The organism is Pseudoxanthomonas daejeonensis (assembly GCF_010093205.1).
Lineage (GTDB): Bacteria > Pseudomonadota > Gammaproteobacteria > Xanthomonadales > Xanthomonadaceae > Pseudoxanthomonas > Pseudoxanthomonas daejeonensis.
In genome coordinates, this window is sequence record NZ_PDWN01000002.1 from 200017 (window position 1) to 226689 (window position 26673).

General features: G+C 70.5%; 23 protein-coding genes. 13 read left to right on the forward strand and 10 right to left on the reverse strand.

Going from position 1 to position 26673, the window contains the following annotated elements:
• Nucleotides 1–22 precede the first annotated feature (22 nt).
• The 3 genes from purL to xerD all read right to left on the reverse strand — a co-directional run bounded on the left by purL (nucleotide 23) and on the right by xerD (nucleotide 6509).
• Nucleotides 23–3928 (reverse strand): phosphoribosylformylglycinamidine synthase, encoded by a 3906-nt coding sequence (purL, locus tag CSC65_RS02440; RefSeq protein ID WP_162408385.1) that lies wholly within the window; start codon nucleotides 3926–3928, stop codon nucleotides 23–25.
• Nucleotides 3929–4353: 425 nt separating this feature from the next.
• Nucleotides 4354–5163: a thioredoxin fold domain-containing protein gene (locus CSC65_RS02445; RefSeq protein ID WP_162408386.1), complete on the reverse strand. Its 810-nt coding sequence runs from the start codon at nucleotides 5161–5163 to the stop codon at nucleotides 4354–4356.
• A 362-nt stretch (nucleotides 5164–5525) separates the two neighbouring features.
• Nucleotides 5526–6509, reverse strand: coding sequence for a site-specific tyrosine recombinase XerD (xerD, locus tag CSC65_RS02450; RefSeq protein ID WP_162408387.1), 984 nt, complete (start codon nucleotides 6507–6509; stop codon nucleotides 5526–5528).
• 41 nt (nucleotides 6510–6550) lie between these two features.
• Between xerD and CSC65_RS02455 the strand changes: the two genes are divergently transcribed.
• Nucleotides 6551–7048, forward strand: coding sequence for an RDD family protein (locus CSC65_RS02455; protein WP_162408388.1), 498 nt, complete (start codon nucleotides 6551–6553; stop codon nucleotides 7046–7048).
• 159 nt (nucleotides 7049–7207) lie between these two features.
• Here CSC65_RS02455 and lptG read toward each other — a convergent pair whose 3' ends face one another.
• Together lptG and lptF are read right to left on the reverse strand one after the other, a co-directional pair.
• The gene (lptG, locus tag CSC65_RS02460; RefSeq protein WP_162408389.1) at nucleotides 7208–8314 is read right to left on the reverse strand and encodes an LPS export ABC transporter permease LptG; all 1107 of its coding nucleotides are present in this window, start codon (nucleotides 8312–8314) and stop codon (nucleotides 7208–7210) included.
• Complete coding sequence (lptF, locus tag CSC65_RS02465; RefSeq protein ID WP_162408390.1) at nucleotides 8311–9396, reverse strand: LPS export ABC transporter permease LptF; 1086 nt, start codon at nucleotides 9394–9396, stop codon at nucleotides 8311–8313. Before lptF ends, lptG begins: the two co-directional genes overlap by 4 nt.
• Before the next feature lie 129 nt (nucleotides 9397–9525).
• Here lptF and CSC65_RS02470 point away from each other — a divergent pair, with 129 nt between their 5' ends.
• Genes CSC65_RS02470 through CSC65_RS02485 form a run of 4 tightly spaced genes read left to right on the forward strand, consistent with a single transcriptional unit; the run spans nucleotide 9526 to nucleotide 15970 of the window.
• Nucleotides 9526–11016, forward strand: coding sequence for a leucyl aminopeptidase (locus CSC65_RS02470; protein ID WP_162408391.1), 1491 nt, complete (start codon nucleotides 9526–9528; stop codon nucleotides 11014–11016).
• 10 nt (nucleotides 11017–11026) lie between these two features.
• A complete protein-coding gene (locus CSC65_RS02475) occupies nucleotides 11027–11449 on the forward strand; it encodes a DNA polymerase III subunit chi (RefSeq protein ID WP_162408392.1) in 423 nt (140 codons plus the stop codon).
• 45 nt (nucleotides 11450–11494) lie between these two features.
• A complete protein-coding gene (locus CSC65_RS02480; RefSeq protein WP_162408393.1) occupies nucleotides 11495–14323 on the forward strand; it encodes a valine--tRNA ligase in 2829 nt (942 codons plus the stop codon).
• Between the two features lie 57 nt (nucleotides 14324–14380).
• On the forward strand, nucleotides 14381–15970 hold the full coding sequence (locus CSC65_RS02485) for an amidohydrolase (RefSeq protein ID WP_162408394.1): 1590 nt from the start codon (nucleotides 14381–14383) through the stop codon (nucleotides 15968–15970).
• Nucleotides 15971–16028: 58 nt separating this feature from the next.
• Here CSC65_RS02485 and rimI read toward each other — a convergent pair whose 3' ends face one another.
• Genes rimI through pssA form a run of 3 tightly spaced genes read right to left on the reverse strand, consistent with a single transcriptional unit; the run spans nucleotide 16029 to nucleotide 17769 of the window.
• Complete coding sequence (gene rimI / locus CSC65_RS02490; protein ID WP_162408395.1) at nucleotides 16029–16535, reverse strand: ribosomal protein S18-alanine N-acetyltransferase; 507 nt, start codon at nucleotides 16533–16535, stop codon at nucleotides 16029–16031.
• A complete protein-coding gene (locus CSC65_RS02495) occupies nucleotides 16532–16996 on the reverse strand; it encodes a hypothetical protein (RefSeq protein WP_162408396.1) in 465 nt (154 codons plus the stop codon). The genes rimI and CSC65_RS02495 overlap by 4 nt, the downstream gene beginning before the upstream one ends.
• Complete coding sequence (gene pssA, locus CSC65_RS02500) at nucleotides 16993–17769, reverse strand: CDP-diacylglycerol--serine O-phosphatidyltransferase (RefSeq protein WP_162408397.1); 777 nt, start codon at nucleotides 17767–17769, stop codon at nucleotides 16993–16995. The genes CSC65_RS02495 and pssA overlap by 4 nt, the downstream gene beginning before the upstream one ends.
• 118 nt (nucleotides 17770–17887) lie before the next feature.
• Between pssA and CSC65_RS02505 the strand changes: the two genes are divergently transcribed.
• The 4 genes from CSC65_RS02505 to CSC65_RS02520 all read left to right on the forward strand — a co-directional run bounded on the left by CSC65_RS02505 (nucleotide 17888) and on the right by CSC65_RS02520 (nucleotide 20947).
• A complete protein-coding gene (locus tag CSC65_RS02505; RefSeq protein ID WP_162408398.1) occupies nucleotides 17888–18274 on the forward strand; it encodes a DUF4124 domain-containing protein in 387 nt (128 codons plus the stop codon).
• A gap of 2 nt (nucleotides 18275–18276) precedes the next feature.
• A complete protein-coding gene (locus tag CSC65_RS02510) occupies nucleotides 18277–18549 on the forward strand; it encodes a DUF4124 domain-containing protein (protein WP_162408399.1) in 273 nt (90 codons plus the stop codon).
• A gap of 81 nt (nucleotides 18550–18630) precedes the next feature.
• On the forward strand, nucleotides 18631–20328 hold the full coding sequence (locus CSC65_RS02515; RefSeq protein ID WP_162408400.1) for a proline--tRNA ligase: 1698 nt from the start codon (nucleotides 18631–18633) through the stop codon (nucleotides 20326–20328).
• A gap of 175 nt (nucleotides 20329–20503) precedes the next feature.
• On the forward strand, nucleotides 20504–20947 hold the full coding sequence (locus CSC65_RS02520; RefSeq protein WP_162408401.1) for an H-NS histone family protein: 444 nt from the start codon (nucleotides 20504–20506) through the stop codon (nucleotides 20945–20947).
• Between the two features lie 76 nt (nucleotides 20948–21023).
• On the opposite strand, the gene CSC65_RS02525 is transcribed toward CSC65_RS02520, so the two are convergent.
• Nucleotides 21024–22271 carry a threonine/serine exporter family protein gene (locus CSC65_RS02525; RefSeq protein ID WP_162408402.1) on the reverse strand — a complete coding sequence of 416 codons (1248 nt, stop codon included), beginning with the start codon at nucleotides 22269–22271 and terminating at the stop codon, nucleotides 21024–21026.
• A gap of 28 nt (nucleotides 22272–22299) precedes the next feature.
• Between CSC65_RS02525 and CSC65_RS02530 the strand changes: the two genes are divergently transcribed.
• The 4 genes from CSC65_RS02530 to CSC65_RS02545 are packed head-to-tail and all read left to right on the forward strand — an operon-like array spanning nucleotide 22300 to nucleotide 25922.
• Entirely contained in the window at nucleotides 22300–23526 is a 1227-nt protein-coding gene (locus tag CSC65_RS02530; RefSeq protein ID WP_425501299.1) for an ABC transporter permease, read from the forward strand.
• A 1-nt stretch (nucleotide 23527) separates the two neighbouring features.
• Nucleotides 23528–24343 (forward strand): ABC transporter ATP-binding protein, encoded by an 816-nt coding sequence (locus CSC65_RS02535; protein WP_162408404.1) that lies wholly within the window; start codon nucleotides 23528–23530, stop codon nucleotides 24341–24343.
• A gap of 2 nt (nucleotides 24344–24345) precedes the next feature.
• Nucleotides 24346–25272, forward strand: a complete 927-nt coding sequence (locus CSC65_RS02540) for an MlaD family protein (protein WP_162408405.1) — start codon at nucleotides 24346–24348, stop codon at nucleotides 25270–25272.
• The gene (locus CSC65_RS02545) at nucleotides 25269–25922 is read left to right on the forward strand and encodes an ABC-type transport auxiliary lipoprotein family protein (protein WP_162408406.1); all 654 of its coding nucleotides are present in this window, start codon (nucleotides 25269–25271) and stop codon (nucleotides 25920–25922) included. Before CSC65_RS02540 ends, CSC65_RS02545 begins: the two co-directional genes overlap by 4 nt.
• 98 nt (nucleotides 25923–26020) lie before the next feature.
• Here CSC65_RS02545 and CSC65_RS02550 read toward each other — a convergent pair whose 3' ends face one another.
• On the reverse strand, nucleotides 26021–26644 hold the full coding sequence (locus CSC65_RS02550) for an alpha-ketoglutarate-dependent dioxygenase AlkB family protein (RefSeq protein ID WP_162408407.1): 624 nt from the start codon (nucleotides 26642–26644) through the stop codon (nucleotides 26021–26023).
• Between the last annotated feature and the right edge of the window lie 29 nt (nucleotides 26645–26673).

Genomic DNA, 26673 nt, shown 5'->3' on the forward strand with positions numbered 1-26673 from the left:
TCATCGAGTCCTGGACCGGCCTTCAGCCGACCCAGACCCGCGCGTTGCGGAACATGCGCATCCACGGCGACATGTCATCCCAGCCGTCCGGGTGCCAGCTCAGGTTGACGCTGCGCGCCACGCGCTCCGGATGCGGCATCAGGATCGTCGCGCGGCCGTCTTCACTGGACAGGCCGGTGATGCCGTCGGGCGAGCCGTTGGGATTGAGCGGGTACTGCATGGCCGCCTGGCCGTGTCCGTCCACGAAACGCAATGCGACCCTGGCCGCGGCCTGGTCGACCGCGCTGTCGAACTCGGCCCGGCCCTCGCCGTGCGCCACCGCCACCGGAATGCGCGAGCCGGCCATCCCGCGCAGCAGGATCGATGGCGACTCGACCACCTCCAGCAGGCTGGTCCGCGCCTCGAACTGCTCGCTGCGGTTGCGCAGGAACTTCGGCCAGTGCTGCGCGCCGGGAATGATGTCCTTGAGCTGGCTCATCATCTGGCAGCCGTTGCACACGCCCAGCGAGAAGGTGTCGGGACGGGCGAAGAACGCGGCGAACGCATCGCGCATCGCTTCGCGCTCCAGCACCGAGGTGGCCCAGCCGCGACCGGCACCGAGCACGTCGCCGTAGCTGAAGCCGCCACACGCCGCCAGCCCGGCGAAACCCTCCAGGCCGATGCGCCCTGCGACCAGATCGCTCATGTGCACGTCGACGGGCACGAATCCGGCGCGGTCGAACGCGCGCGCCATCTCGATGTGGCTGTTGACGCCTTGTTCGCGCAGGATGGCCACGCGCGGGCGCGCCCCGGTCGCGATGAACGGCGCCGCCACGTCCTCGGCCGGATCGAAGGTCAGCTTCGGCTTCAGTCCCGGCGCCGTGAAATCGCGCGCGACGGCACGCTCGGCATCGGCGCTTTCCGGGTTGTCGCGCAACTTCTGCATCGCGTGGGTGACCGACCACCAGGCGTCGAACAGTTCCTCCCAGCGCCACTCGGCCAACAGCTCGCCGTCGCGGCGCACGCGTACGCGCGGCACCGCGCTCGGGCGCGCGATGCGCTGCGTGCATTCGGTCAGCGCATGGCGCTCGACCAGGTCGGCGAATGCGGCACGATCCTCGTCGGCCACCTGCACAACCGCGCCGAGCTCCTCGTTGAACAGGGTCCGGAACGGATCGTCACCCCAGGCATCCAGGGTGATGTCCAGGCCGCGACGCGACGCGAACGCCATTTCGCACAACGCGGCGAAGGCGCCACCGTCGCTGCGGTCGTGGTAGGCCAGCAGCAGGCCGGCTTCGCGTGCCGCGCGGATCAGTTCGAAGAACGCGCGCAGGCGTTCGGGCTCGTCCAGGTCCGGCCCTTCGCCGCCGAAAGCCGGCAACGCGGCGCCGTCGGCATGCACCTGGGCCAGCACCGAACCGCCCAGGCGCTGCTTGCCGCCGCCCAGGCCGATCAGCCACAGCTCGCTGTCGTCGCCGTCGGCCAGCAGCGGCGTGAGCTGGCCGCGCACATCGACCACCGGCGCGAACGCGGTGATGATCAGCGAGACCGGCGACACCGACTTGTGCGCCTGGCCATCGGCCTGCCACTGGGCCTGCATCGACAGCGAGTCCTTGCCTACCGGGATGGAGATATCCAGGTCCGGGCACAGTTCCATGCCGACCGCGCGGACGGCGTCGTACAGCAAGGCGTCCTCGCCCGGGTGCCCGCACGCGGCCATCCAGTTGGCCGACAGCTTGACCGTATCCAGCGCTTCCACCGGCGCGGCGCAGAGATTGGTGACCGCCTCGCCGACCGCCATGCGCGCGGCAGCGGCCGAGTCGAGCAGCGCCAGCGGGGTGCGCTCGCCGAGGGACATCGCCTCGCCGGCGACGCCGTCGTAGTCGGCCAGGGTGATCGCGCAGTCGGCCAGCGGCAGCTGCCAGGGGCCGATCATCTGTTCGCGCGCGGTCAGGCCACCGACGCTGCGGTCGCCGATCGTGACCAGGAAGCTCTTGGAAGCCACGGTCGGATGGGCGAGGACGCGCAGGCCGGCCTGGTGCAGGTCGAGCCCCGCGGTGGCCAACACCGGCCAGCGTGGCGCCGGCGGTTGCGCGCTGTCGCGATGCATCTTCGGCGGCTTGCCGAACAGCACGTCCATCGGCAGGTCGATCGGCGCGTCGGCCGGGGTGTGCCCCGGGGCGGCGCCGTAGGCGACGACAAGATGTTCTTCGGCGGTGGCCACGCCCACGGCGGCGAACGGGCAGCGCTCGCGCGCGCAGATCGCGGCGAACTCCTCCAGCCGGTCGGCCGGCACGCCGAGCACGTAGCGCTCCTGCGATTCGTTGCACCACAGTTCCAGCGGCGACAGCGACGGATCGTCGGTCGGCACCTTGCCCAGGTCGATCACCCCGCCCACGCCCGAATCGTGCAGCAGCTCGGGAATCGCGTTGGACAGGCCACCCGCGCCCACGTCGTGGAAGAAGTGGATCGGGTTGTCCGCGCCCAGCGCCACGCAGCGGTCGATGACCTCCTGGCAGCGGCGCTCCATCTCCGGGTTGTCGCGCTGCACGCTGGCGAAATCCAGGTCCTCGGCGCTCTCGCCCGAGGCCACGGAACTGGCCGCGCCACCGCCCAGCCCGATCAGCATCGCCGGGCCACCCAGCACGATCACCGCGTCGCCCGGCTGCAGGCGGATCTTGTCGACCTGGATCCGGTCGATCGCACCCAGGCCGCCGGCCAGCATGATCGGTTTGTCGTACGCGCGGGTCAGCGGGCTTCCGTCGGACGCACCGCCTTCCGGCAGCTCGAAACTGCGGAAATAGCCGAGCAGGTTGGGCCGGCCGAACTCGTTATTGAAGGCGGCGCCGCCCAGCGGGCCGTCGAGCATGATCTCCAGCGCGGGCGCCATGCGCGGGTTGAGCGCGCGCTGGCCTTCCCACGGCTGCGGCAGCGCCGGGATGCGCAGGTGCGACACCGAGAAGCCGGTCAGGCCGGCCTTGGGCTTGCCACCGCGACCGGTCGCGCCTTCGTCGCGGATCTCGCCGCCTGCGCCGGTGGCGGCGCCGGGGAAGGGCGAGATCGCGGTCGGATGGTTGTGGGTCTCGACCTTGATCTGGAACGCGGACGGCACCGCGGCTTCGGTGCGGTACTCGCCGGTCTTCGGGTCCGGGCGGTAGCGCGCCGCGACATGGCCCTCGATCACCGCGGCGTTGTCGCTGTAGGCGCTCAACGTGTGCTGCGGGGTCTTCTGGTGGGTGTTCTTGATCATCCGGAACAGGGAGCGCTCCTGCTCCTGCCCGTCGATGGTCCAGCTCGCGTTGAAGATCTTGTGCCGGCAGTGCTCGGAGTTCGCCTGGGCGAACATCATCAGCTCCACATCCGACGGATCGCGGCCCAGTTCGCCGAAGCGCGCGCGCAGGTAATCGACTTCGTCTTCGGCCAGGGCCAGGCCCAGGCGCCGGTTGGCGGCCTCGAGATCGTCCAGGGCGATCCGCTCGAGCCTGCCGCGCGGCGCCGAGGCGAACAGCGCCTGCGCGGCGTCGCGCGTATCCAGCAGCGACTGGGTCATCGGATCGTGCAGCAGCCGGGCCAGCGCCAGCTGCACGGCCCCATCGGCCGGCCAGCCGGCCAGGTCCAGGCGCAGGCCGCGTTCGACCCGCGCGACGGGCAGGCCGGCGCCCTGCAACAGCTCGGTGGCCTTGCTCGACCATGGCGAGCGCGTGCCCAGTCGCGGCACCACGTAGCGCGACAGCGCGCCGTCGGCACGCGGCGCTTCGGCATCGCCGGCCTGGAGGATGCGGTGGAGGGCGGCAGGGTCGACCGGCGCGGACGCGGTGCCGGCCGGCTGGACGAAATACACGTGCCAGGCGCCTTCGATGCGAAGGCCGGGAACCAGGGACTGCAGGCGGGATTGGAGCCGCTGCCTGCGGAACGGCGAAAGGGCGGTCGCGCCCTCGAGGACGATCATGTCCGGGGAAGTCGCACGGGGGAAAGGCCGTCCATTGTACCGGAGGGCGCCAGCCTGGGCCGCAGCCGCTGCACCGTGCGGGTCGAGCCGGCCATGGGCAGGCCATCCGCTGGCGCGGCAGCCTTGCCGGCCCGGCAGGAACGATCGCGCCATTGCGGTAACGGTCGCAATGGCGGCCCCGTTATCAGGGCGGGCAACGGCCTCGCGTTGCGGCAGCCGAGGTGTCGTGGTCATGCCCGCTGCTGCACCGGCAGCAGCGCGGCCCGGCGGGTGTAGGAGCGGACTTCAGGCCGCGAAACCGACGCCACCGGCACAGGTAGCGCCCCCCGCTGCTCTGGAGGTCCTGTCAGGAGCGGACGGCGACTCCCCGCTCCAGTGGTCCTGGTGTCGCGCTCATGTCCGCACCTTTCGGAATGCGGGCCTGCTCAGCGCGACCCGCCGGCCTCCGCGGCATCGCCGCGGCCTTCCAGCGAGTCGAGCATCTGCTGCGGCGACACGTAGCCGCCGAGCTGGGTGCCGTCGGCCGCGAACACCGCGGGCGTGCCGTTCACGCCGACCCGCTGGCCGACGTCGAACTGCATCGCCACCGGGCTGGTGCACTGCTTCTTCTGCACCGGCTGGCCGGCCTTGGCGTCGGACAGCGCGCGCTTGCGGTCGCTGGCGCACCAGACCGACTCCATGTCGCGGAAGTCCTTGCTGGCCGGACCCATGCGCGGGAACGCCACGTACTCCACCGCGATCCCGAGCTTGTTGTAGTCGGCGATCTGCTGGTGCATGCGTCGACAGTAGCCGCACTCGATGTCGGTGAACACGGTAACAGTGTGCTTGGTGTTCGGCGGCGCGAACACGATCCGGTCCTGCTCGGGAATGCTGGCGATCAGCTTGCTGCGATACGCCATCAGGCCGGGGCTGGCCGCCGGCTTGCGTTCCTTCAGGTCGAAGGGCTGCGACTGCATCAGGTAGCGGCCGTCATCGGACACGTACAGCACCTGGCCGCCGAGCAGCACTTCGCGGAAACCGGGGAACGGCGCGGCACCGATGTACTCCGGGGCCAGGTCGGGCGCGATCCCGCCCAGGGCCTGGCGCACAGTCGCGTCGGGCGTGCCCTGCTCGGCGCCGGCCGGCTTGGCGGCAGGCTTCGCGGCGGGGGCCTGGTTTGCGGCGGGTGCCGCCGGCTGGGCGCATGCGCCGAGGCTGATGGCGCACAGCAGCGCGGTGGCGAGGATTCGGGACATGGGTCGGAGGGTCCGGGGGAATATGCCCGGATTCTGGCATATGCCGGTTGAATGACCCTGTGCCGCAAGACACGGCGCCGCGCGGGCGTTCATGGAACCGGACACGCGGCGAGTCTGCGCGATCGACCGGATCGACGGTGCCGCCTCCCATCCATGGTGTTTTACGGCGTCGGTCGCGGATCCGCTTTGCGCCCGCGCCTATACCAGGAATGCGGCGGGTCGCGTGGCAGTGGCGTGGCGGGCCGAGTTCGAAGGCGCGCGCCGACCATGGCGTCGCGGCGTCAGCTCTGGACAGCCCCGCCCGGCCATCCATGGCCGGGCGTTCGGCAAGCCGCGCGGCAGTGCCGCGCAAGCGGCTTGCCTTACCCCCGCGGGTGGTGGCGCGCGTGCAGGCGCTGGAGGTGTTCGCGTGCGACCAGGGTGTAGATCTGGGTCGTTGACAGGCTCGCGTGTCCGAGCAGCAGTTGCAGCGCGCGCAGGTCGGCGCCGTGGTTGAGCAGATGGGTGGCGAAACTGTGCCGTACCCCGTGCGGAGTGACCGTGCGCGGGTCGATCCCGGCCACGGCCGCATGGCGCTTGAGCGCCTGCCAGTACGCCTGGCGCGTCGGCGCGTGGCGCTGCGGGGTGAGGAACAGCGGCACGTTGCCCTGCGCGTCGACCGGCACCGGCTTGCCCGCGGCCAGTTGCGGGCGCGCCTGCGCCAGGTAGCGCTCCAGCCAGTGCTGCGACTCCTCGCCCAGTGGCACCAGCCGTTCCTTGCCGCCCTTGCCCAGCACCCGGACCACGCCCTGGCGCAGGTTGACCGCGTTGGCCGGCAGGTTGACCAGTTCGCTGACCCGCAGTCCCGCCGCGTACATCAGCTCCAGCATCGCCCGGTCGCGCAGGCCCTCGGCAACCTCGACATCAGGTGCGGCCAGCAAGGCGTCGACCTGCGATTCGGTCAGCGCCTTGGGCAGCGGGCGCGGCAGGCGCGGCGGGTCGATCAGTGCGGCCGGGTCGTCGCTGCGCACGCCGGCACGCACCAGGTGCGCGTAGAACGCACGCAGGCTGGCGCGCAGGCGGGCATTGCTGCGCGGCTGGTAGCCATGTGTGGCCCGCCAACGCATGTATTCGAAGAGGGCCTGCCGGTCCGCGCCCTCCAGCCCACCGCCCGCGCCATCGCGCCACCGTGCCAGCTGTTCCAGGTCGCGCCGGTAGGCGTCCTGGGTCAGCCGTGCCAGGCCATGCTCGGCCCAGGCCGCATCGATGAAGCGCCCGATCGCACGCGCGTCGGCCTCGCGCAGCGCCGGCAGGCCGCGCGCGAGGCGGCGGCGGTCGGCGGTGCTAAGGCGGCTCGCGGAATCCATGCGGCACAGGATAGCCGCCCGCTCCCGCTATCCTGTGCGCGATGAACGTCACCCCCGCGCGCAACACGCATCCGTCCACGTCTCCCGTCCCGGCACGCCCCCGCGCGCTGGTCGGCTGGCGCCTGCTGTCGCTGTTCTACGACCTGTGGCCGGTCGCGGCGCTGTGGATGCTGATCGCCGTGCCGTTCACGCTCGGCTACACCTATCTGGGCCACCACGCGGCGCGCGAGAACATCGCACCATTCAGTGCGTTGCAGTGGCTGCTCTGGCTGGCCTGTTTCATGGCCACCGGCGCGTACGCGACCCTGAGCTGGCGGCGCGGCGGGCAGACACTGGGCATGCGGCCCTGGCGACTGCGACTGGTCGCCGTCGACGGCGGCGTGCCTGCCTGGAAGGCGCTGTGGCTGCGCTATGCCGTCGGAACGCTGTCGCTGCTGGCCGGGGGCCTGGGCTTCTGGTGGGCATGGTTCGACCGCGACCGGCTCACGTGGCACGACCGCGCCAGCGGCACGCGCCTGCTGCGGATGCCCAAGCGCTGATCGCCCACCGGGATCAGTCGCGCCATACCGCGACAGGTCTTGCAGGAGCGGGCGTGACCGCGATACCGAGGCCATCGGCGTCCCAACGGCCACCCGTGCCGACGGCGTCGACTTCGCGGCCTGGAATCCGCTCCTCGAAGAACCGCGCGGCGAACTGCCCTAGCCCGACTTGCGCCGGAACAGCCACCACGAGATGCCCAGCATCAGCATCGGCGGCAACGCGTAGGCGATCCGGTAGTCGAAGCGGAACGCACCGGCCAGGCGCACGAACTGCATCTGCAGCAGCATGAAGCCCAGCGAGAACACGATGCCCAGGAACAGGCGCTTGCCCATGCCGCCGCTGCGCAGGCTGCCGAACGCGAACGGAACGGCCGCCAGGCACAGCGCCAGCACGTTCAGCGCGTAGAACCAGCGGCTCCAGTAGATGTCCTCGTATTCGCGCGCATCCAGGTTGTTGCGCGCGCGATAGTCGATGCTGGCGCGCAGTTCCGAGGCCGACAGGTTGCGCGCGCGGGTCACCCCGGCCGCCAGCGCACCCGGATCGAGCTCGGAGTCCCAGCGTTCCTCGGCCAGGCGTTGCTCGGTCGCCGCGCCGGGGTCGAAGCCGAAACTGATCCGGCGCACGTCGCGCAGCTTCCAGCCGTCGCCATCGTGCTCGGCCACCGCCGCGCGGGTCAGCGACTGCAAGCCACCGTCGGCGGCCAGCGTGTACAGGCGCACGTCGCGCAGCTCCAGCGTGCGCCGGCCATCGACCACCCGTTCCTGGCCATCGATCGCGTTGAGGAAGGTGTCGCCTTCGCGCGCCCACAGCCCCGAATAGCGTGCGATCGCCACGTTGTTGGTCTTGGCGGCAAGCTTGAGCTGGTCGGCCTGGCGCTGGCCCCAGGGGGCCAGGGTCTCGCCGTTGACCACCATCAGCGCGGTCAGCAGGACCAGTGCGGCCGCCACCGAGGCACTCAGACGACGACGCGACAGGCCCAGCGCGCGAAGCGCGGTCAGCTCGGAGGTCGCCGCCAGCTGGCCCAGGCCCATCAGCGAGCCGATCACCGCCGCGTAGGGAAAGATCGTGTAGGCGCGGCGCGGCACCGTATAGGCGACGAACGCCAGCGCGGTCGGGAAGTCGTAGCTGCCCTTGCCCAGGTCGCCGAGCTGCCCGGACAACGCCATCACCGCATCGAAGCCGAGCAGCACCGTCCAGGTCAGCAACACCGTGGCCAGGACCATCCGGCCGACGTAGAGGTCGTGCAGGCGCGGGCGCAGGATCATGCCGCCGCTCCCTTGGGCCGCGGCATCCGGCCGTCGCGCGCATACAGCCAGACCGCCAGCGCCAGCAAGGGCAGGGTCAGCCACCACAGGCCCAGCAGGCCGGGAAGTTCGCCATCGGCGAGCATCCGGCTGCCGATGAAGACCAGGTTCACGCTCACCAGGTAGGCGAGGAAGCCCAGCATCAGCCGTCCGTAACGCTGCTGCCGTGGCGAGCTGCGCGCCAGCGGCAGGGTCAGCAGGGCGAAAGCCAGGGCCAGCATCGGTGGCGCCAGGCGTGCGTGGAACTCGGCGGTGGCGGCCGGGCGCGGATCCCTGAGCAGCTTCGGGGTCGGCAGCAGCGCCGGATCGTCGCTGTCGCGGACCTGGGCCCGGTCGGGCAATGCGACGTCATTGAACGCGTAGCGCATCAGGCGGAAGTCCAGGGTGCCGTCGAGCGGGCCCTCGATGCGGTGGCCGTCGCGCAGCTGCAGGTAGCGGTTGCGCTCGCCCTCCAGTTGCAAGGCGCCCTCGCGCGCGGTCAGCACGTCGATCCGGCCCTCGCGCTCGCGCTGCAGGAACACGCCCTTCAGCCCGGCCCCGTCCTCGCTCATGCCGTCGATGTAGACGATCCCGCCCCCATTGGGCAGCGAGGTGAAGCGCCCCGCCTCCAGCCCGGCCACGATCAGGCTGCGGTTGGCTTCCTCGATCAGGCGCGCCCCGGTGCGCTGGGCCCAGGGACCGAGCCACAGCGAGCACAGGCTGACCACCACCACCACCGGCACCGCCACCAGCAGCAAGGGCCGCAGCAGGCGGCGCGGACCCACGCCCACGGCGTTGATCACCGCCATCTCCGAATCCCGGTACAGCCGCACCACCGACAGCATCAGTCCCAGCATCAGCGCCAGCGGCAGGACCAGCGGCAGGTAGACCAGCAGTTGCAGGCCCAGCTGGGACAGCAGCAGCTTGGCCGGCAGGCCGCCGTCGGCGATCTCGCCCAGCACGTCGACCAGCACGCCGCCCAGGCTCACGGTCAGCAGCACGATGAGCGTGGCCAGGAAACTCTGGACGAAATCGCCCAGCAGGTATCGGTCGAGCTTCGGCATCAGGCGGAGCAGTCCTATAAAATCCCGGATTCGCTCGCGGAAGCCGCCGGCCGGTCCTGGGACCCGGGTTCGACGGGACATCCGCGATTTCGATCCGCATTGTAGTTACCTGCCTCTGGAATCTGCTCAATGGCCTTGCAATTCACCCTGAACCGCGACGCCGCCCCCGCGGCCACCCTTGATTGCGTCGTGGTCGGCGCCTTTGCCGACAAGACCCTCACCCCCGCGGGACAGGCCATCGACGAAGCCAGCGGTGGCCGCCTGCGCGCCCTGCTGGAGCGCGGCGACCTCAGCGGCCGCACCGGCCGCAGCCTGGTTCTGCACGACCTGCCGGGCGTGGCCGCACCGCGCGTCCTGGTGGTCGGACTGGGCGATACCGCCAAGTTCGGGGTGCCGCAGTACCTCAAGGCGGTGGCCGACGCGGTCCGCGCGCTGAAGACCGGCCCGGTCGGCAAGGCGCTGTTCACGCTCAGCGAAATGGCGGTGGCCGGTCGCGATGCCGCGTGGAACGTCCGCCAGGCCGCCATTGCCGCCGACCATGCCGCCTACCGCTATACCGCCACCCTGGGCAAGAAGAAGGACGAGGCGGGCCTGCGCGAGCTGGCCATCACCGGCACCGACGCCACCGCACTGGTCCAGGGCGAGGCTATCGCCGCCGGCGTGGCCTTCACCCGCGAGCTGGGCAACCTGCCGCCCAACATCTGCACCCCGGCCTACCTGGCCGCCCAGGCGCAGCAGTTCGCCGACGCCCACGAAGGCGCCGAGGCCGCCACCCTGGATGAGGCGCAGATGGAAGCGCTGGGCATGGGTTCGCTGCTCGCGGTGGCCCGCGGCTCGGTCAACCGGCCGCACCTGGTGGTGCTGAAGTGGACGGGCGCCGGCGACGCCAAGCCGTACGTGCTGGTCGGCAAGGGCATCACCTTCGACACCGGCGGCGTCAACCTCAAGACCCAGGGCGGCATCGAGGAGATGAAGTACGACATGCTCGGCGCCGGCAGCGTGCTGGGCACCTTCGTGGCTGCGGTGAAGATGAAGCTGCCGCTGAACCTGGTGGTTATTGCTCCCACGGTGGAGAACGCGATCGACGGCAACAGCTACCGTCCCTCGGACGTGATCACCTCCATGTCCGGCAAGACCATCGAAGTCGGCAACACCGACGCCGAGGGCCGCCTGATCCTGTGCGACGCGCTGACCTACGCGCAGCGCTTCGAGCCGCAGGCGCTGGTCGACGTGGCCACCCTGACCGGCGCGTGCATGGTCGCGCTGGGCAAGTTCGCCTCGGGCCTGATGAGCAAGCACGACGACCTGGCGGGCGAGCTGCTGGCCGCCGGCGAGAACGTGTTCGACCGCGCCTGGCGCCTGCCCTTGTGGGATGAATACCAGACGCTGCTGGAATCGACCTTCGCCGACGTCTACAACATCGGCGGCCGCTGGGGCGGCGCGATCACTGCCGGCTGCTTCCTGGCGCGCTTCGCCGAGGGCCAGCGCTGGGCGCACCTGGACATCGCCGGCTCGGCCAGCGACGAAGGCAAGCGCGGCATGGCGACCGGCCGTCCGGTCGGCCTGCTGAGCCAGTGGCTGCTGGACCGGGTCGGGCAGGCGGAGGGACGCGCCGCGTAAGCGGCGAGCCATGCCCCGCGCCGACTTCTACCTCATCGCCAAGCCGCGCTTCGCCGAACAGCCTTTGCTGCTGGTCTGCGAACTGGCCCGCCGCGCCTGCGACAGCAACCAGTTCACCCTGGTGCTGGCGCGCGACGCGGCGCAGGCCGAGGAACTGGACGACCTGCTCTGGTCGTTCGATCCCGACGCCTACCTGCCGCACCAGATCGCCGGCGACGAAGAGGACGAGCTGACCCCGGTGCTGATCGTGCCGCCCGGCACCGAGGCGCCGCCGCGGCCGCTGGTGATCAACCTGCGCGACGACGCGTGGGTGGCGGCCTGCGAGCGCGTGCTCGAGGTGGTGCCCGCCGATCCGGCGGCGCGCGGCCCCCTGCGCGAACGCTGGAAGCAGTACCAGGCGCTGGGTTACGACCTCAACAAGCACGACATGTAGGCGACGGCCGGCACCGCCGGCCTGCCGATTCCACATCGAGATCCCATGACCACCCTGCCCTCCGGCTACGAACCCAAGTCCTTCGAATCGCGCCTGTACGCCGAATGGGAGGCCAGCGGCTGCTTCCAGCCCAGCGGCCAGGGCGAGCCGTACTCGATCCTGCTGCCGCCGCCCAATGTCACCGGCACGCTGCACATGGGCCATGCCTTCCAGCACACGCTGATGGACGCACTGGTCCGCTACCACCGCATGCGCGGCTTCGATGTCCTGTGGCAGGTGGGTACCGACCACGCCGGCATCGCCACCGAGATGGTGGTCAGCCGCAACCTGGCGCTGGAAGGCCAGGGCGAGACCCGCGACTCGCTCGGCCGCGAAGGCTTCGTTGCCAGGGTCTGGGACTGGAAAGCGCAGTCGGGCGACATCATCGAGCGGCAGATGCGCCGGCTCGGCGCCTCGGGCGACTGGTCGCGCAGCACCTTCACCATGGACCCGCAGCCGTCAGCGGCGGTGGTCGAAGCCTTCGTGCGCTGGCACGAACAGGGCCTGATCTACCGTGGCCAGCGCCTGGTCAACTGGGATCCGGTGCTGAAGACCGCGATCTCCGACCTGGAAGTGGAGAACGTGGAGGAAGACGGCTTCCTCTGGTCGATCCGCTATCCGCTGGCCGACGGGATGTCCTACGAGCACGTCGAGGTCGATGCCGACGGGCAGGAAATCCTGCGCGAAACCCGCGACTGGCTGGTCGTGGCGACCACGCGACCGGAGACGATGCTCGGCGACACCGCGGCGATGATCCATCCGGACGACGCACGCTACGCGTCGCTGGTCGGCAAGGAGGTCGTGCTGCCGTTGACCGGCCGCCGCATCCCGGTGATCGGCGACGACTACGTCGACCGCGCGTTCGGCACCGGCGTGGTCAAGGTGACCCCGGCGCACGACTTCAACGACTACCAGGTCGGCGTGCGCCACGACCTGCCGTTGATCAACCTGTTCACCCCGGTCGCCGCGCTCAACGACAACGCGCCGGAGAAGTACCGCGGCCTGGACCGTTACGACGCGCGCAAGGCGGTGCTGGCCGACCTTGAAGAGCTGGGCCTGCTGGTGGAAACGAAGCCGCACAAGCTGCAGGTCCCGCGCGGCGACCGCACCGGCCAGGTGATCGAGCCGTACCTGACCGACCAGTGGTTCGTGAAGATGGACGCGCTGGCGAAGCGCGGGCTCGAGCTCGTCGAATCGGGCGACGTGAAGTTCGTCCCGCCGAACTGGATCAACACCTATCGCCACTGGATGGAGAACATCCAGGACTGGTGCATTTCGCGCCAGTTGTGGTGGGGTCATCGCATTCCGGCGTGGTTCGACGCGGCAGGCAACTGCTATGTCGGCCGCAGCGAGGACGAGGCGCGGGAAAGGAATGGCCTGGGCGCCGACGTGGCGTTGACCCAGGACAGCGACGTGCTGGAAACCTGGTTCTCCTCGCAGCTGTGGCCGTTCTCGACCATGGGCTGGCCCGACGAGCAGGCGATGGCCGAGCGCGGCTTCGACCGCTACCTGCCGTCGTCGGTGCTGGTCACCGGCTTCGACATCATCTTCTTCTGGGTGGCGCGCATGATCATGGCCACCGACAGCTTCACCGGGAAGGTGCCGTTCCGCGACGTCTACATCACCGGCCTGATCCGCGACGCGCAGGGCCAGAAGATGTCCAAGTCCAAGGGTAATGTGCTGGACCCGCTGGACATCATCGACGGCATCGCGCTGGAAGACCTGGTCGCCAAGCGCACCGGCGGGCTGATGCAGCCCAAGCTGGCCGAGAAGATCGAGCGCGCCACGCGCAAGGAATTCCCGGACGGCATCATCGCCCACGGCGCCGACGCGCTGCGCTTCACCATCGCCGCGTTGGCCGGCCACGGCCGCGACATCAAGTTCGACCTCGGCCGCGCCGAGGGCTACAAGAACTTCTGCAACAAGCTGTGGAACGCCAGCCGCTTCGTCCTGATGAATACCGATGGCGCGAGCTTCACCGGCATACCGCAGCCGAAGACCGATGCGGAGAAGTGGATCCTCGCCCGGCTGGCGGCGGTCACCGCGCAGGCCCAGGGGCACTTCGCCGCCTACCGCTTCGACCTGCTGGCACAGGCGCTGTACGAGTTCGCCTGGAACGAGTTCTGCGACTGGTTCGTCGAACTGGCCAAGCCGGCGCTCAACGGGGATGACGCGGAAGCGGCGGCCAGCACCCGCCACACCCTGCTTCACGTACTGGAATCGCTGCTGCGCCTGCTGCATCCGCTAGTGCCGTTCGTGACCGAGGAACTGTGGCGCCAGGTCGCCCCGCGCGTGGGCATCGACGGCAACTCGGTCTCGCTGCAGCCATACCCGGTGCCGTCCGATTTCGCCGGACAGGACTACGCGGCCGCCGAAGCGGACATCGAATGGTTCAAGTCGATGGTCTCTGCGCTGCGTCGCGTGCGCAGCGAGCTCGGCGTATCGCCAGGCAAGGCCGTGCGCCTGCTGCTGGCCGACGGAGCCGCGCAGGATCGTGCGCGTATCGGCCGCTTCGCCTCGCAGTTGCGCTTCCTGCTGCGCCTTGAGGCGATCGAGTGGCTGGACGGCGCCGACGCGCCGGCCTCGGCCACGGCGATCGTCGGCGAGTTGAAACTGCTGGTGCCGCTGGAAGGCCTGGTCGACCTGGATGCCGAACGCGCGCGCCTCGACAAGGAAATCTCGCGCGTGGCCGCCGAGAAGGACAAGAGCGAGGCCAAGCTGGCCAAGTTCACCGACAAGGTGCCCGCCGCGGTAGTCGAGCAGGAGCGCCAGCGCCTGGCCGACTGGGGCACGCAGCTGGCCGGCCTGCAGGAGCAGCGCGCCCGGCTGGGCTGACCGGCAAGCGCTAGCGGATGCGTTATAACTCCCCGGAATTACCCCGGGGATCCATCCATGCGCGCCATTGCCCTCGCCTGCCTGGCCTTCGCCGCGGCAGACGCCGCCGCGGTCGACACCATCCTGCACAACGGCAAGGTCTGGACCGGCGATCCGGGGCAGCCGGCCGTGACCGCCATCGCCATCGACGCCGGACGCATCGTCGCAACCGGCACCGATGCGGCGATCCTGGAACTGGCGTCCAAGGACAGCCAGCGCATCGACCTCAAGGGCCACCGCGTGGTGCCGGGGATCAACGATGCGCATACCCACATCACCCTGGGCCTGCCGTCGGTGGACATCGAACTGCCGCGCGACGCCGGCAGCGCCCAGGTGCGCGAGGCGATCGCTGCGCTGCCGACGACCGGCGATGGGTGGATCACCGCCGACATCGGCATGGAGGTACTCCACGACCCGGCGATGCGGCGCGCGCAACTCGACGCGCTGCAACCGACCCGCCCGCTCCTGCTCACCGGCTGGACCGGCCACGGCATGCTGGTCAACACCGCCGCGCAGAAGGCGCTGGGGCTGTCGCTCGAGGACGTGCCTGCCGGCGGCTGGCTGGGCCGGGATGCATCCGGCGCATTTGATGGCCGCGTGTACGAATACGCGCAATGGTCCCCGCGTGCCGGCCTGCCGGCGCGGCCCGAGCGCCTGCGCAGAGTGATCGCGCGCGACAGCGACGCCCTGCTCAGGCTCGGCGTCACCAGCGTCCAGAACATGGCCATCGGCACTCCGCTGCCGGACTTCATCGCCGCCTGGAAGGACACCGGCACGCCGCTGCGCCTGCGTGCGATCCGCACCCCGCTCGCGCGCGCGCCCGGCCAGCCACCGGACCACCTCGGGCTGCCGGCGCGCGATCCGGCGCGGCCGTCGATCGTCGTCTCCGGCACCAAGTGGATCCTCGACGGCACGCCGATGGAGCGCGGCGCCGCGATGCGCGCCGCCTATCCGGACGGCGGCCACGGCCAGCTCAACTTCGACCAGGCCGGAATCGAAGCGCTGTTGCGGGAGACCTTCGCCCGCGACGACCAGCCGCTGCTGCACGTGTCGGGCGACGCGACGCTGGCCGCCGTGCTCGATGCGATGCGGGCCACCGCCCCCGCAGCTGCCTGGCGCGCGTTGCGCCCGCGCATCGAGCATGGCGAGGGGCTGGCACCGGACCTGATGGCGCGCGCCGGCGAGTTCGGCATCGTGCTGGTGCAGAACCCCTCGCACTTCATGCTGCCCCCGCCCGAAGCCGCGTACATCGATTCGCACGACCTGCAGCCGCTGGCGGACGTGCTCACGGCCGGCATCCCGTTGGCACTGGGCAGCGATGGCCCGCCGAGCCCGTGGTTGAACATGATGTTCGCCATCGCGCCGGCTTCGCGCCCGGACCAGGCGCTGACCCGCGAGCAGGCGCTGCGTGCCTACACCGCCGGCAGCGCGTTCGCCGAGTTCAGCGAGACGGAGAAGGGCAAGATCGCCCCCGGCCATCTCGCCGACCTGGCCGTGCTGTCGCAGGACGTGCTGGACGATGCGGTGCCGGCACAGGCACTGCCCGGCACGAGCAGCCTGCTGACCCTGGTCGACGGGAAAATCGCCTGGCGCGACCCGGCGTTCTGAGCGGAACGGACGACGCGTCACGTTGGCGGCCGGACGCCGGGGCGCGCAAAGCACGTGCCTACAACGGCGGCATCTTCTCCACGTCGCCGTCGACCAGCTCCAGTGCCATCACCAGCGCGTCCTCGCGCCCCTGGGCCGCGGGGTAGTAGCGCGGTCGGCGACCGATCTCGTTGAAACCCTCGCTGTGGTACAGCGCGATCGCCGGCGGATTGGAGGGCCGGACTTCCAGGAAGATCCGCCGTGCGCCGCGATCGCGCGCGGTGCGCAGCAGCGCGCGCAGCAGGTGGCGGCCGAGGCCACGCGACTGCCGCTCCGGCGTGGTGCACAGGTTGAGCAGGTGCGCTTCGTCGGCGGCGATGCTCATCACCCCGTAACCGGCGGGCCGGTCGTCCTCGAGCGCCAGCAGCGCCGGATAGCCGGCCAGCAGGCAGTCACGGAAGATGCCGCGGGTCCACGGGTACGGATAGGCGCGCTTCTCGATCGCCATCACCGCATCAAGGTCGCCCTCGCGCAGGCCGCGCAACCGCCACGAGGGCGACAGGTCGCGATACGCGGCCACGCTCATGGCCGTTTCCGCAGTGCGCGCAGCTGCGGCCAGAACGCGCGCTTGGCCGCGGCGTCACCGCGCAGGTGGTCCATCGGCCACTGCGCCATCGCCGCCTGCGCCGCGGGATCGGCCGGGTCCAGGCCGGACGCGCGCAGCATGGCCAGCTGCAGGCGATCAGGCAGGCGCGCCGGACGCCGCGCCACGGCACGGGGCGACGCGGCTTCCGGGGTTTCCAGCTCCACGACAGGCGCGACCGGCGCCTGCGGCGCGCGCTTCACGACAGGCGCAGCGTCGACCGGTGCCGCGGGGAGCCGGGCCGGCGTGGAGCGTGGCGCGGGCGCTTGCGTACCCGCCTGCCGGGCCACCGGTTCAAGATCGTGCTCTTCCTCCCCGGCCGCGCGCGGGCGCAGCACGACATGGCCCAGCGCCTGCAACCAGCGACGCTGCTCCGGGCTCCAGGGTGAGGCCTCGCCGTTCACGCCGGCTCCGAACGCCGCCTCGTGCGCTGCCACAGGGCGAGCAGCGGACCGGACAATGCATAGATCACGCCCACCGCCAGCAGCACCCGTGGCGGGTCGATGACCACCATCGCGATCACCACCGGCACCACCAGCAGCACCGCGAACGGGACGCGGTCGGCGCGCGCCCCCCCTTCGCCGCTGCCCTTGAAGCTCCAATAGCGGATCCGGCTGACCATCAGCAGGCCGGCGCACAGGGTCACGCCGAGGGCCACGTAGCGCAGCTCCTCGCCGCTCCAGCCCAGCTCCCCGTCGGCGAAGGCCCAGACGAAGGACATCATCAGGCCAGCCGCGGCGGGGCTGGCCAGCCCCACGAACCAGCGCTTGTCGACGATGCCAACCTGGGTGTTGAAGCGGGCCAGGCGCAACGCCGCGCAGGCCGCGTACAGGAAAGCCACTGCCCAGCCGACCCGTCCGAGCGTCCCGCCGTCGAATTTCAGCGCCGACAGCGACCAGTGGTACATCACCAGCGCCGGGGCCAGGCCGAAGCTGACCAGGTCGGCCAGCGAGTCGTACTGCACGCCGAAGTCGCTGCTGGTGCCGGTGAGGCGGGCGACCCGGCCGTCGATGCCGTCCATGATCCCGGCCACGAACACGGCGATGGCCGCCGCGGTGAACTGGCTGTTGGCCGCCGCGATGATCGCGTAGAAGCCCGCGAACAGGCCGCAGGTCGTGAACAGGTTGGGCAGCAGGTAGATCCCGCGCGAGCGCGGCGGTGGGCGATCGAGGTCCATGGGTGCCAGTGTACGGGCCGGCCGGCCCCCTGCGAACCGTGACCGCGCGACTTGCCAGCCCGGCGGCCGGGTGCTGGAATCGGCGCACCGCCCATCCCGACCCGCTGGAGACCCTCCGATGCGCTTCCCGTCCCGCTCCTGCCTGCTGCTCCTTGCCGCGGGCCTGTGCTTCGGCGCCCCGGCGACCAATGTCTACCAGTGGAAGGACGCCAAGGGCGTGACCCACTCCGCGGACAAGCCGCCGCCGGGCACCAAGTACGACACCCGCCGGATCGATACCCGGGGCGAGACGGGGGTATCCGCATCGACGACCCCCACGCCCACCGTCGACCCCCAGTGCGGTACCGCCAGGCAGAACCTGCAACTGCTGGGAAGCGGCGCCCCGGTGATGCGCGATACCGATGGAGACGGCAAACCCGATACCGCCCTGAGCGACGAAGACCGCGCCGCGCAGACCGCGCTGGCGGAGGCCGCCGCCAAGGCCTACTGCCCGCCCGCCGGCTGAGCATGCGCGCGGCCTGGGCAATCGTGGCCGGCCTGGTCCTGGGTGGCGGCCTGGCCTGGTGGCTGGCCCGCGACCAGGCCCCGCAGCGTTCACCCGAAGCCCGCCAGCGCGCCGAACAGGCGGCCGCCGCCAACGCCGAAGACGCCCAGCGCCCCCTTTACCGCTGGCGCGACGACGCCGGCAGCCTGCAGATCACGGACACGCCACCGAAGGGACGCCCCTTCGAACGCATCGCCCGCGAACCGGCGTCGGGCATCCGCGTGCACGGCCAGTAGCCACGCCGGAGGGGTGTCGGCGAGGCAGGGCCCGCCCGGTGCTGGCAGAATGTCGCGTTCCCCGCCAAGACCCCACCCGCGATGCGCCTGTCCCGCTTCCACCTGCACACCACCAAGGAAACCCCGGCCGACGCCGAACTGGTCAGCCACCGGCTGATGCTGCGCGCCGGCATGATCCGCAAGCTCGCCGCCGGCCTGTACACCTGGTCGCCGCTGGGCCTGCGCGTGCTGCGCAAGGTCGAGGCGGTCGTGCGCCAGGAGATGGACCGCGCCGGCGCGATCGAACTGCAGCTGCCGACCATCCAGCCGCAGGACCTGTGGGAGGAGACCGGCCGCTGGGAGAAGTTCGGCGCCCAGCTGCTGAAGATCCGCGACCGCAAGGAAGCCGGGTACTGCTACAGCCCCACCGCCGAGGAAGCGATCACCGACTTCGCCCGCCAGGAGCTGTCCAGCTACAAGCAGCTGCCGGTCAACTTCTACCAGGTCCAGACCAAGTTCCGCGACGAGATCCGCCCGCGCTTCGGGGTGATGCGCGCGCGCGAGTTCCTGATGAAGGACGCCTACTCGTTCCACGCCAGCGATGCCGACCTGGCCCGCGAGTACGAGAACATGAAGGCGGCCTACACCCGCGTCTTCACCCGCCTGGGGCTGCAGTTCCGCGCGGTGCAGGCCGACTCCGGCGCGATCGGCGGCGACGCTTCGCAGGAGTTCCACGTGCTGGCCGAATCGGGCGAGGACGCACTGGCGTTCTCCACCGGCTCGGACTACGCAGCCAACGTCGAGGCCGCGCAGGCTGCCGATCCGGCACCGCGCCCGGCCGCGTCCGAAGCCCTGCGCAAGGTCGAGACGCCGGTGCAGAAAACCTGCGAGGACGTCGCCGCGCTGTTGGGTATCGCGCTGCAGCGCACGGTCAAGTCGGTCGCGGTCATGGGTGCGGACGGCTTCGTCCTGGCGCTGGTCCGCGGCGACCACATGGTCAACGAGATCAAGCTGGGCAAGGTGCAGGGCCTGGCCGACTACCGCCCCGCCACCGAAGCGGAGATCGCCGAACACCTGGGCAGCGAGCCGGGGTTCCTCGGTCCGGTCGTGCCGCGCAAGGCGATCCGTGTCGTTGCCGACCGCGAGGTCGCGGCGATGGCCGACTTCGTCGTCGGTGCCAACGAGGCGGGTTTCCACATCGCCGGCGTGAACTGGGGCCGTGACCTGCCGGAAGCCGACGTGGTCGCCGATATCCGCAACGTGATGGCCGGCGATCGCGCGGCCGACGGCGGCGAGATAAAGCTCGCGCGCGGCATCGAGGTCGGCCACGTGTTCCAGCTCGGCCGCAAGTATTCGGAAGCCATGAAGTTCACCGTGCTCGACGAGAACGGCAAGGCCGCGGTGCCGGCGATGGGCTGCTACGGCATCGGCGTCTCGCGGATCGTGGCCGCGGCGATCGAGCAGAACCACGACGAGGCCGGCATCGTCTGGCCGGTGCCGATGGCGCCGTGGACGGTCGCGGTGTGCGTGATCAATCCGAAGAAGGATGCCTCGGTCGATGCCGCCGCCGAGGCATTGCTGTCCGAACTGATCGACGCCGGCCTGGATGCGGTGCTCGACGACCGCGGCCTGCGTCCCGGCGCGATGTTCGCCGACATCGAACTCATCGGCATCCCGCATCGCGTGGTGGTGTCGGAACGCGGCCTCGCCGCCGGCACGTTCGAATACCGCTCACGCAGCGCCAGCGAGGCCGAATCGCTCGATCGCGCACGACTGATGGACAAGCTGCGCGGGAATTGATCGCACGCGCGACAATATCGAGCCATTACGGCCCGATTATCTGCGGATAATCGGGCCGTTTTTCCATGGTTTCACGCGACTTTCATTTGCCGCCGATAAAGCGCGTGCCTTATCCTGACCGCGCCCGTGCCAATGGCGCACACAGCGCACCCCCAGATTCGAGACGGAGAATTCGATGTCGATCGACCTCAGTACGCTTTCGCCGCGCGAACTCGGCACCCTGATCACCACGGCCCAGAAGCGCCAGGCAGCGCTGGCCAAGCGTGCGCCGATCGCCCAGGTCCGCGGCAAGCTCACCAGGCTGGCAAAGGCCGAGGGCTACACCATCGAGGAGCTGTTCGGCGGCGGCAGTGGCGGCATCAGCCCCAGCACCACGCCACGCAAGGCGGCCTCGCCCGCGCGCGGCCGCAAGCTGGGCAAGGTCGCACCGAAGTACCGCAATCCACAGAATGCCAAGGAAACCTGGACCGGTCGCGGCAAGCAGCCGCGCTGGCTGGCGGCCTATACCGCCAAGGGCCGCGACCTGGGCGAATTCGTGATTCCCGGCGTGGCGCGCCTGACACCGGCAAAATCGAAGCCGGCCACCAAGAAGCGCGTGGTCAAGAAATCCGCCAAGTAACTGGGAAGACGCCGGCCAACGCCGGCGTTTCCATTCCGGGCGCCCGTCCGTGCACGCACTGGCGCTGCCGCCACGGCTACAGGTTCTTGCGTGCCGGCATCAGCAGGTTGCCGAACAGCAGTCCGGCCACCAGCGCCATGACGATATTGGTCACGCCCAGCAGCGCGCTCTGGCCGGCGTCCACGTCCTGTTGCTGGACCAGGGTGAGCAGCCCCCGCAGGCTGGCACTGCCGGGCACCAGCATGATGATGCCGGGCAGGCGGATCACCGCGCCCGGCCGCTGCATCCAGCGCCCGAATGCATTGCCCGCCGCGGTCAGCACCAGCGCCGAAACGAAGATGCCGGCCGGGCTGCCCCAGGCCGCCCCGGCGTTGATCGCGATCAGGTAGCCGGCGATGGCGGCGCCCATGACCCACGGGTAGTCGCGCCGGCTGGCCTTGAACAGGACCGCGAAGGCGAACGCGGCCAGCACCATCGCCAGCCACACGACCCAGTCCGGTTGCGGCCGCCAGGCACGTACCTGAGGCTGCACGCCGAGGATGTCGAGCAGCTGGACCGCGATGATCGCGCCCACGGTCAGCTTGATCACCGTGGTCAGCGCGCCGGCGAAGCGGACCGTGCCCGACACCCAGTGCTGGCTGCTCAGCTCGTTCATCGCGTTGGTGATCGCCATGCCGGGCAGCAGCACCACCAGGGAGGCGATCACCACCGAATTGAGGTTGAGCGGACCGATCAGCGCCGCGACCAGGGTGATCGCCGCGCCGGCGGTCAGCGCCGCCAGCGCGTCCGAGGCTTCCTTCAGCGCCGGTCGCGAGCTGGTGAACTGGTCCAGCAGGCCGATCAGCAGGCCGGTGACCGCCGCGGTGGCGATGTCCAGCCACGGCAGGCGCCACAGCCCGGCGACCGCGGCGGCGGCCAGGCCGAACGCCAGCACCTGCATCACCCGGGTGCGCGTCTTGGGCGGGCGGTCCAGGGTGCGCAGCGCGGTATGCCCCTGGGCGATGCTCATCTGGCCCATGGCCACCGCCTCGGCGATCCGGTCGGCCTCGCTGAGCTTGTGCAGGTCGTTCTCGCCCGGCGGCAGGCGGATCACCCGGGTCGTGTCGCTGCTGCCCATCGGCTTGCCCGGCTCGTTGAAGCTCAGGATCAGGCCGGTCGGGTTGGACCAGGCCTCGCACTCCAGGTCCAGCCGATGCGACAGCGCGGTGATCGTCGCCTCCAGCCGCTGTGCGGTCGTCCCATAGCGATGCAGGCGCGCCGCCATCTCCGAGACGAACGCGATGCGCTGCGCATAACTGGCGGTGGGGCGGGCGACGGCATCCATCGGCCTAGTATCGCCCGGCGAACGTCGCCTGGTTAACAGCGGGTCTCCGGCGCCCCGCGGGCGGGCCACGCCGACCGGGCGGCGCCACGGCACGTGCACGCTCCTTCCGGGTATGCTCCCGGCTCGGAAAACACCCATGACCGAAGAGAACGGATCCCATCCCCGCTGGCAGCAGGCACAGTCCGGACCCGGCAGGATCATCCTGACCGGCCAATGGACGCTGGCCCATGCGTTGCTCATTTCCGACCAGTTGCGCGGCGTGCCCGAGGCGACCACCTCGGTGGATGCCTCGGCGATCGAGCGCCTGGATTCGGCGGGCGTGATGCAGCTGATGCGCTTCGCACAGCGGCGCGGCCTGGACAGCGAGCACCTGCTTTTCAGCGATGGGCATGCGGCCCTGGTCCAGGTCATCGAGGACGTGGCCGACGACCGGCCGCGGCGGCGGCGCGACTACGGCTTCGCCGCTGCGCTGGAGCGCCTTGGCCGGGCGACGGAGACCATCACCCGCTCGGTGGTGGAACTGGTCGGGTTCACCGGCGAGAACCTGAGCAAGATGCTGCGCATGGCGCGCGAGCCGCGCCGCTTCCGGCTGACCGCCACCGTAGCGCACATGGAACAGGTCGGCCTGGACGCGGTGCCGCTGGTGGCGCTGCTGTCCTACCTGGTCGGCGCGGTGATCGCCTTCCTGGGCTCGACGATCCTGCGCGACTTCGGCGCGGAGATCTACGTGGTCGAGCTGGTCGGCATCGCCTTCCTGCGCGAGTTCGCGGTGCTGCTCACGGCGATCGTCCTGGCCGGCCGCACCGCCTCGGCGTTCACCGCCCAGATCGGCGCGATGAAGAGCCGCGAGGAGATCGATGCGATCCGCACCCTGGGCCTGGACCCGGTCGACCTGCTGGTGATCCCGCGCGTGCTCGCCCTGCTGGTGATGCTGCCGCTGCTGACCTTCATCGCGATGATGGCCGGCCTCGCCGGCGGCGTGACCGTAGGCGCGTTCGACCTGGACATCCCACCGCAGATGTACCTGTCGCGCATGCACGAGACCGTCGAGGTCAGGCACTTCCTGGTCGGCATGTCCAAGGCGCCGGTATTCGCCCTGGTCATCGGCCTGATCGGCTGCCTGGAGGGCTTGCGCGTGGAAGGCACGGCGCAGTCGGTCGGCGAACGCACGACGTCCAGCGTGGTGCAGACCATCTCGCTGGTGATCATCCTCGACGCGATCGCCGCGTTGTGGTTCATGCACATGGACTGGTGAGATGGCCGACCCGGACCGCGACATCGCGATTTCCGTGCGCGGGCTGGCCAACCGCTTCGGCAGCCAGACCGTGCACGAGGGGCTGGACCTCGACGTGCGCCGCGGCGAGATCCTCGGCGTGGTCGGCGGATCGGGTACCGGCAAGTCGGTGCTGATGCGCAGCATCCTGGGCCTGCAGCGGCCCGCGGAGGGTCGCATCGAGGTGCTGGGCGAGGATGCGCTGTCGGACGAGCCGGCCACCCGCCTGCGCATCGAGCGCAGCACCGGCGTGCTGTTCCAGGACGGCGCCCTGTTCTCCTCGCTGAGCGTGGGCGAGAACGTGCAGGTGCCGCTCAAGGAGCACCATCCGGAACTGCCCGAAAGCTGGCGCTACGAACTGGCTTTGCTCAAGGTGAAGCTCGCCGGCCTGCCGGCGGATGCGCTCGACAAGCTGCCCTCGCAGCTGTCTGGTGGCATGCGCAAGCGCGCCGGCCTGGCCCGCGCCCTGTCGCTGGATCCGCCTTTGCTGTTCCTGGACGAACCGACCGCCGGCCTGGATCCGATCGGCGCGGCCGCCTTCGACCACCTGCTGCTGACCCTGCAGCGGGCGATGGGGCTGACCGTGTTCCTCATCACGCACGATCTCGACACCCTGTACGCTATCTGCGACCGCGTGGCCGTGATCGCCGACCGCAAGGTGGTGGTCAACGCGCCCCTGGCGGAGGTCGAGCGTTTCGACCACCCCTGGGTGCAGGAGTATTTCCACGGCCCGCGCGCCCGCGCCGCGCGCCGTGCCAGTGCCGGCCATGACCCGGCCATCGCCACGGAGTCGGACTGACCATGGAAACACGCGCCAACTACGTGCTGATCGGCGCCTTCACCCTGGTGGTGTCGATCGCGCTGCTGCTGTTCGGCCTGTGGGCCGCCAAGTATTCGTCCGAACGCAGCTGGCAGCGCTACATGATCGTGTTCGACGAGGCGGTCACCGGCCTGTCGGTGGGCAGCCCGGTCCAGTACAACGGCATCTCAGTCGGTTCGATCGAGAAGCTGTCGCTGGATCCCCAGGATCCGCGACGGGTGATCGCGATCATCCGCGCCGACGCCAGCACCCCGGTCAAGTCCGACACCCGCGCCAAGATGGCGATCACCAGCCTGACCGGACCGTCGATCATCCAGCTCTCCGGCGGCACCCCCGGCGCGCCGATGCTGACCGCGGTCGACCAGCGCGATCCGCCGGTGATCCAGACCACGCCATCGGCGCTGCAGAACATCACCGACACCGCCAACCGCATCGTCGAGCGCCTGGACCAGGTGCTCAGCGACCAGAACGTGGCCCACATCTCCACCACCCTGGAGAACCTGGAGCGGATCAGCGGCACCCTGGCCGCGAAGGACCAGGGCATGGAGGCGCTGCTGGTCAGCGCGCGCGATGCCGCGCGCAGCCTCGACGCGACCCTGCAGACCACCAACGCGACCGTGCAGCGGGTGGACCAGAACCTGGTGCGCGAACTGCCCGGCCTGATCGAGAAACTCGATTCCACCCTGGCCCGGCTGGATTCGGCCGCCGGCAATGCCGACGGCATCCTCAGCGAGAACCGCGCGGCCATCAACAGCTTCGCCAACGACGGCCTGGCCCAGCTCGGCCCGACCCTGACCGAACTGCGCGGCCTGATCCGCGACCTGCGCCAGATCAGCGACCGGCTGGAGAACAACCCGTCCCGCTACCTGCTCGGCCGCGACGCACCCAAGGAGTACGAACCGCAATGAAGCCCCGTGCGTTCCCCGCGCCGCTGCGCGTGCTGGCGTTGCTGCCGATCATGGCGATGCTCGCCGGCTGCTCGATCCTGGGCGGCAAGCCGCGCGACCCGGTCACGATCTATTCGCCGCAGGCCGTCGCCCAGTCCGATCCGTCCTGGCCCCAGGTGGACTGGCAGCTGGCGATCGCCAAGCCCAGCGCCACACGCCTGATCGACAGCCCGCGCATCGCCGTGCGCCCGGTCCCGGGCGAGCTGCAGGTGTACCGCGGATCGTCCTGGGCGCAGCCGCCGACCGACATGATCGAAGCCGTCGTCCTGCGCGTGCTGGAAGACTCCGGCAAGATCGCCGGCGTCGGCCGGGTGGCCACGGGCATGCGCTCGGACTACCGGCTGGCGATGGACGTACGCCGCTTCGAATCGGACTACCGCGGCGGCGCGCTGCCGGTCGCCACCATCGAGATCAGCGCGACCCTGCTCAACAACCGCGACCAGCGCATCGTCGCGCGCCGCACCTTCCTGCGCGAGGAAGCGGCGGCGACCAACGACGTGGCCACGGTCACCGACGCGTTCGGCCGGGCGCTGGCCGCTGTCTCCGGCGAAATCGCCGGCTGGACCCTGGCGCAGGGCCATGGCGACGCGCAGACGCACCCGACGCTGTAGCGCCGGCCTGCCGGGTCGGACGCCGCGCAACCGCACTTGCTGCAGGAGCGGACTCCCGTCCAAACAGCCGACGCAGTCGGCCCAGGCGGCCCGTCGCTTCAACGGCCTCGCGGTCGCAATGGCGCCTGCTCCTGCAAGGGCAGGACCTGGCGGAACGTGAGGTTGATCCGTTCGCCCACCGGGAGTGCGGTGCGGGGCAGCGCGTGCTTCCAGTGACGCTGCGTTTCGCCACCCATCAGCAGCAAGCTGCCCGGCTCCAGGTCCAGCGCCAGCCGCGACGCCGGATCACCGCGGTGGCGCATCAGGAAACGGCGGGTCGCACCGAGGCTGATCGATGCGATCAACGGCGCGGCTCCCAGTTCGCGCTCGTCGTCGCTGTGCCAGCCCATCGCGTCGAGGCCACTGCGGTAGCGATTGGCGAGGACGCTGTTGAACCGGTGGCCCAGGTCGCCCTCCAGGCGGTGGCGCAGCGCGGCCAGGGCTGGCGACCATGGCCGCGGCTCGAAGCGGCTGCCCGAATAGCGATAGGCGGCGTCGGCATCGCCTATCCAGCAGCTCAGCCGCGGCGAGGCCACTTCACGGCCGAACATCCGGATCCGGTGGACCTCCCAGGGCACGTCGCGCAACAGGCAGGACATGAGCGCAGCGGCGGCCTCCGGACCCAGCCAGCCACGCGCCAGCCTCACCTGCGCATCCGGAAGCCCGAAATCGATCCATTCCATGGCCCCACGCTAGCAGCGCCGGCGGCGGG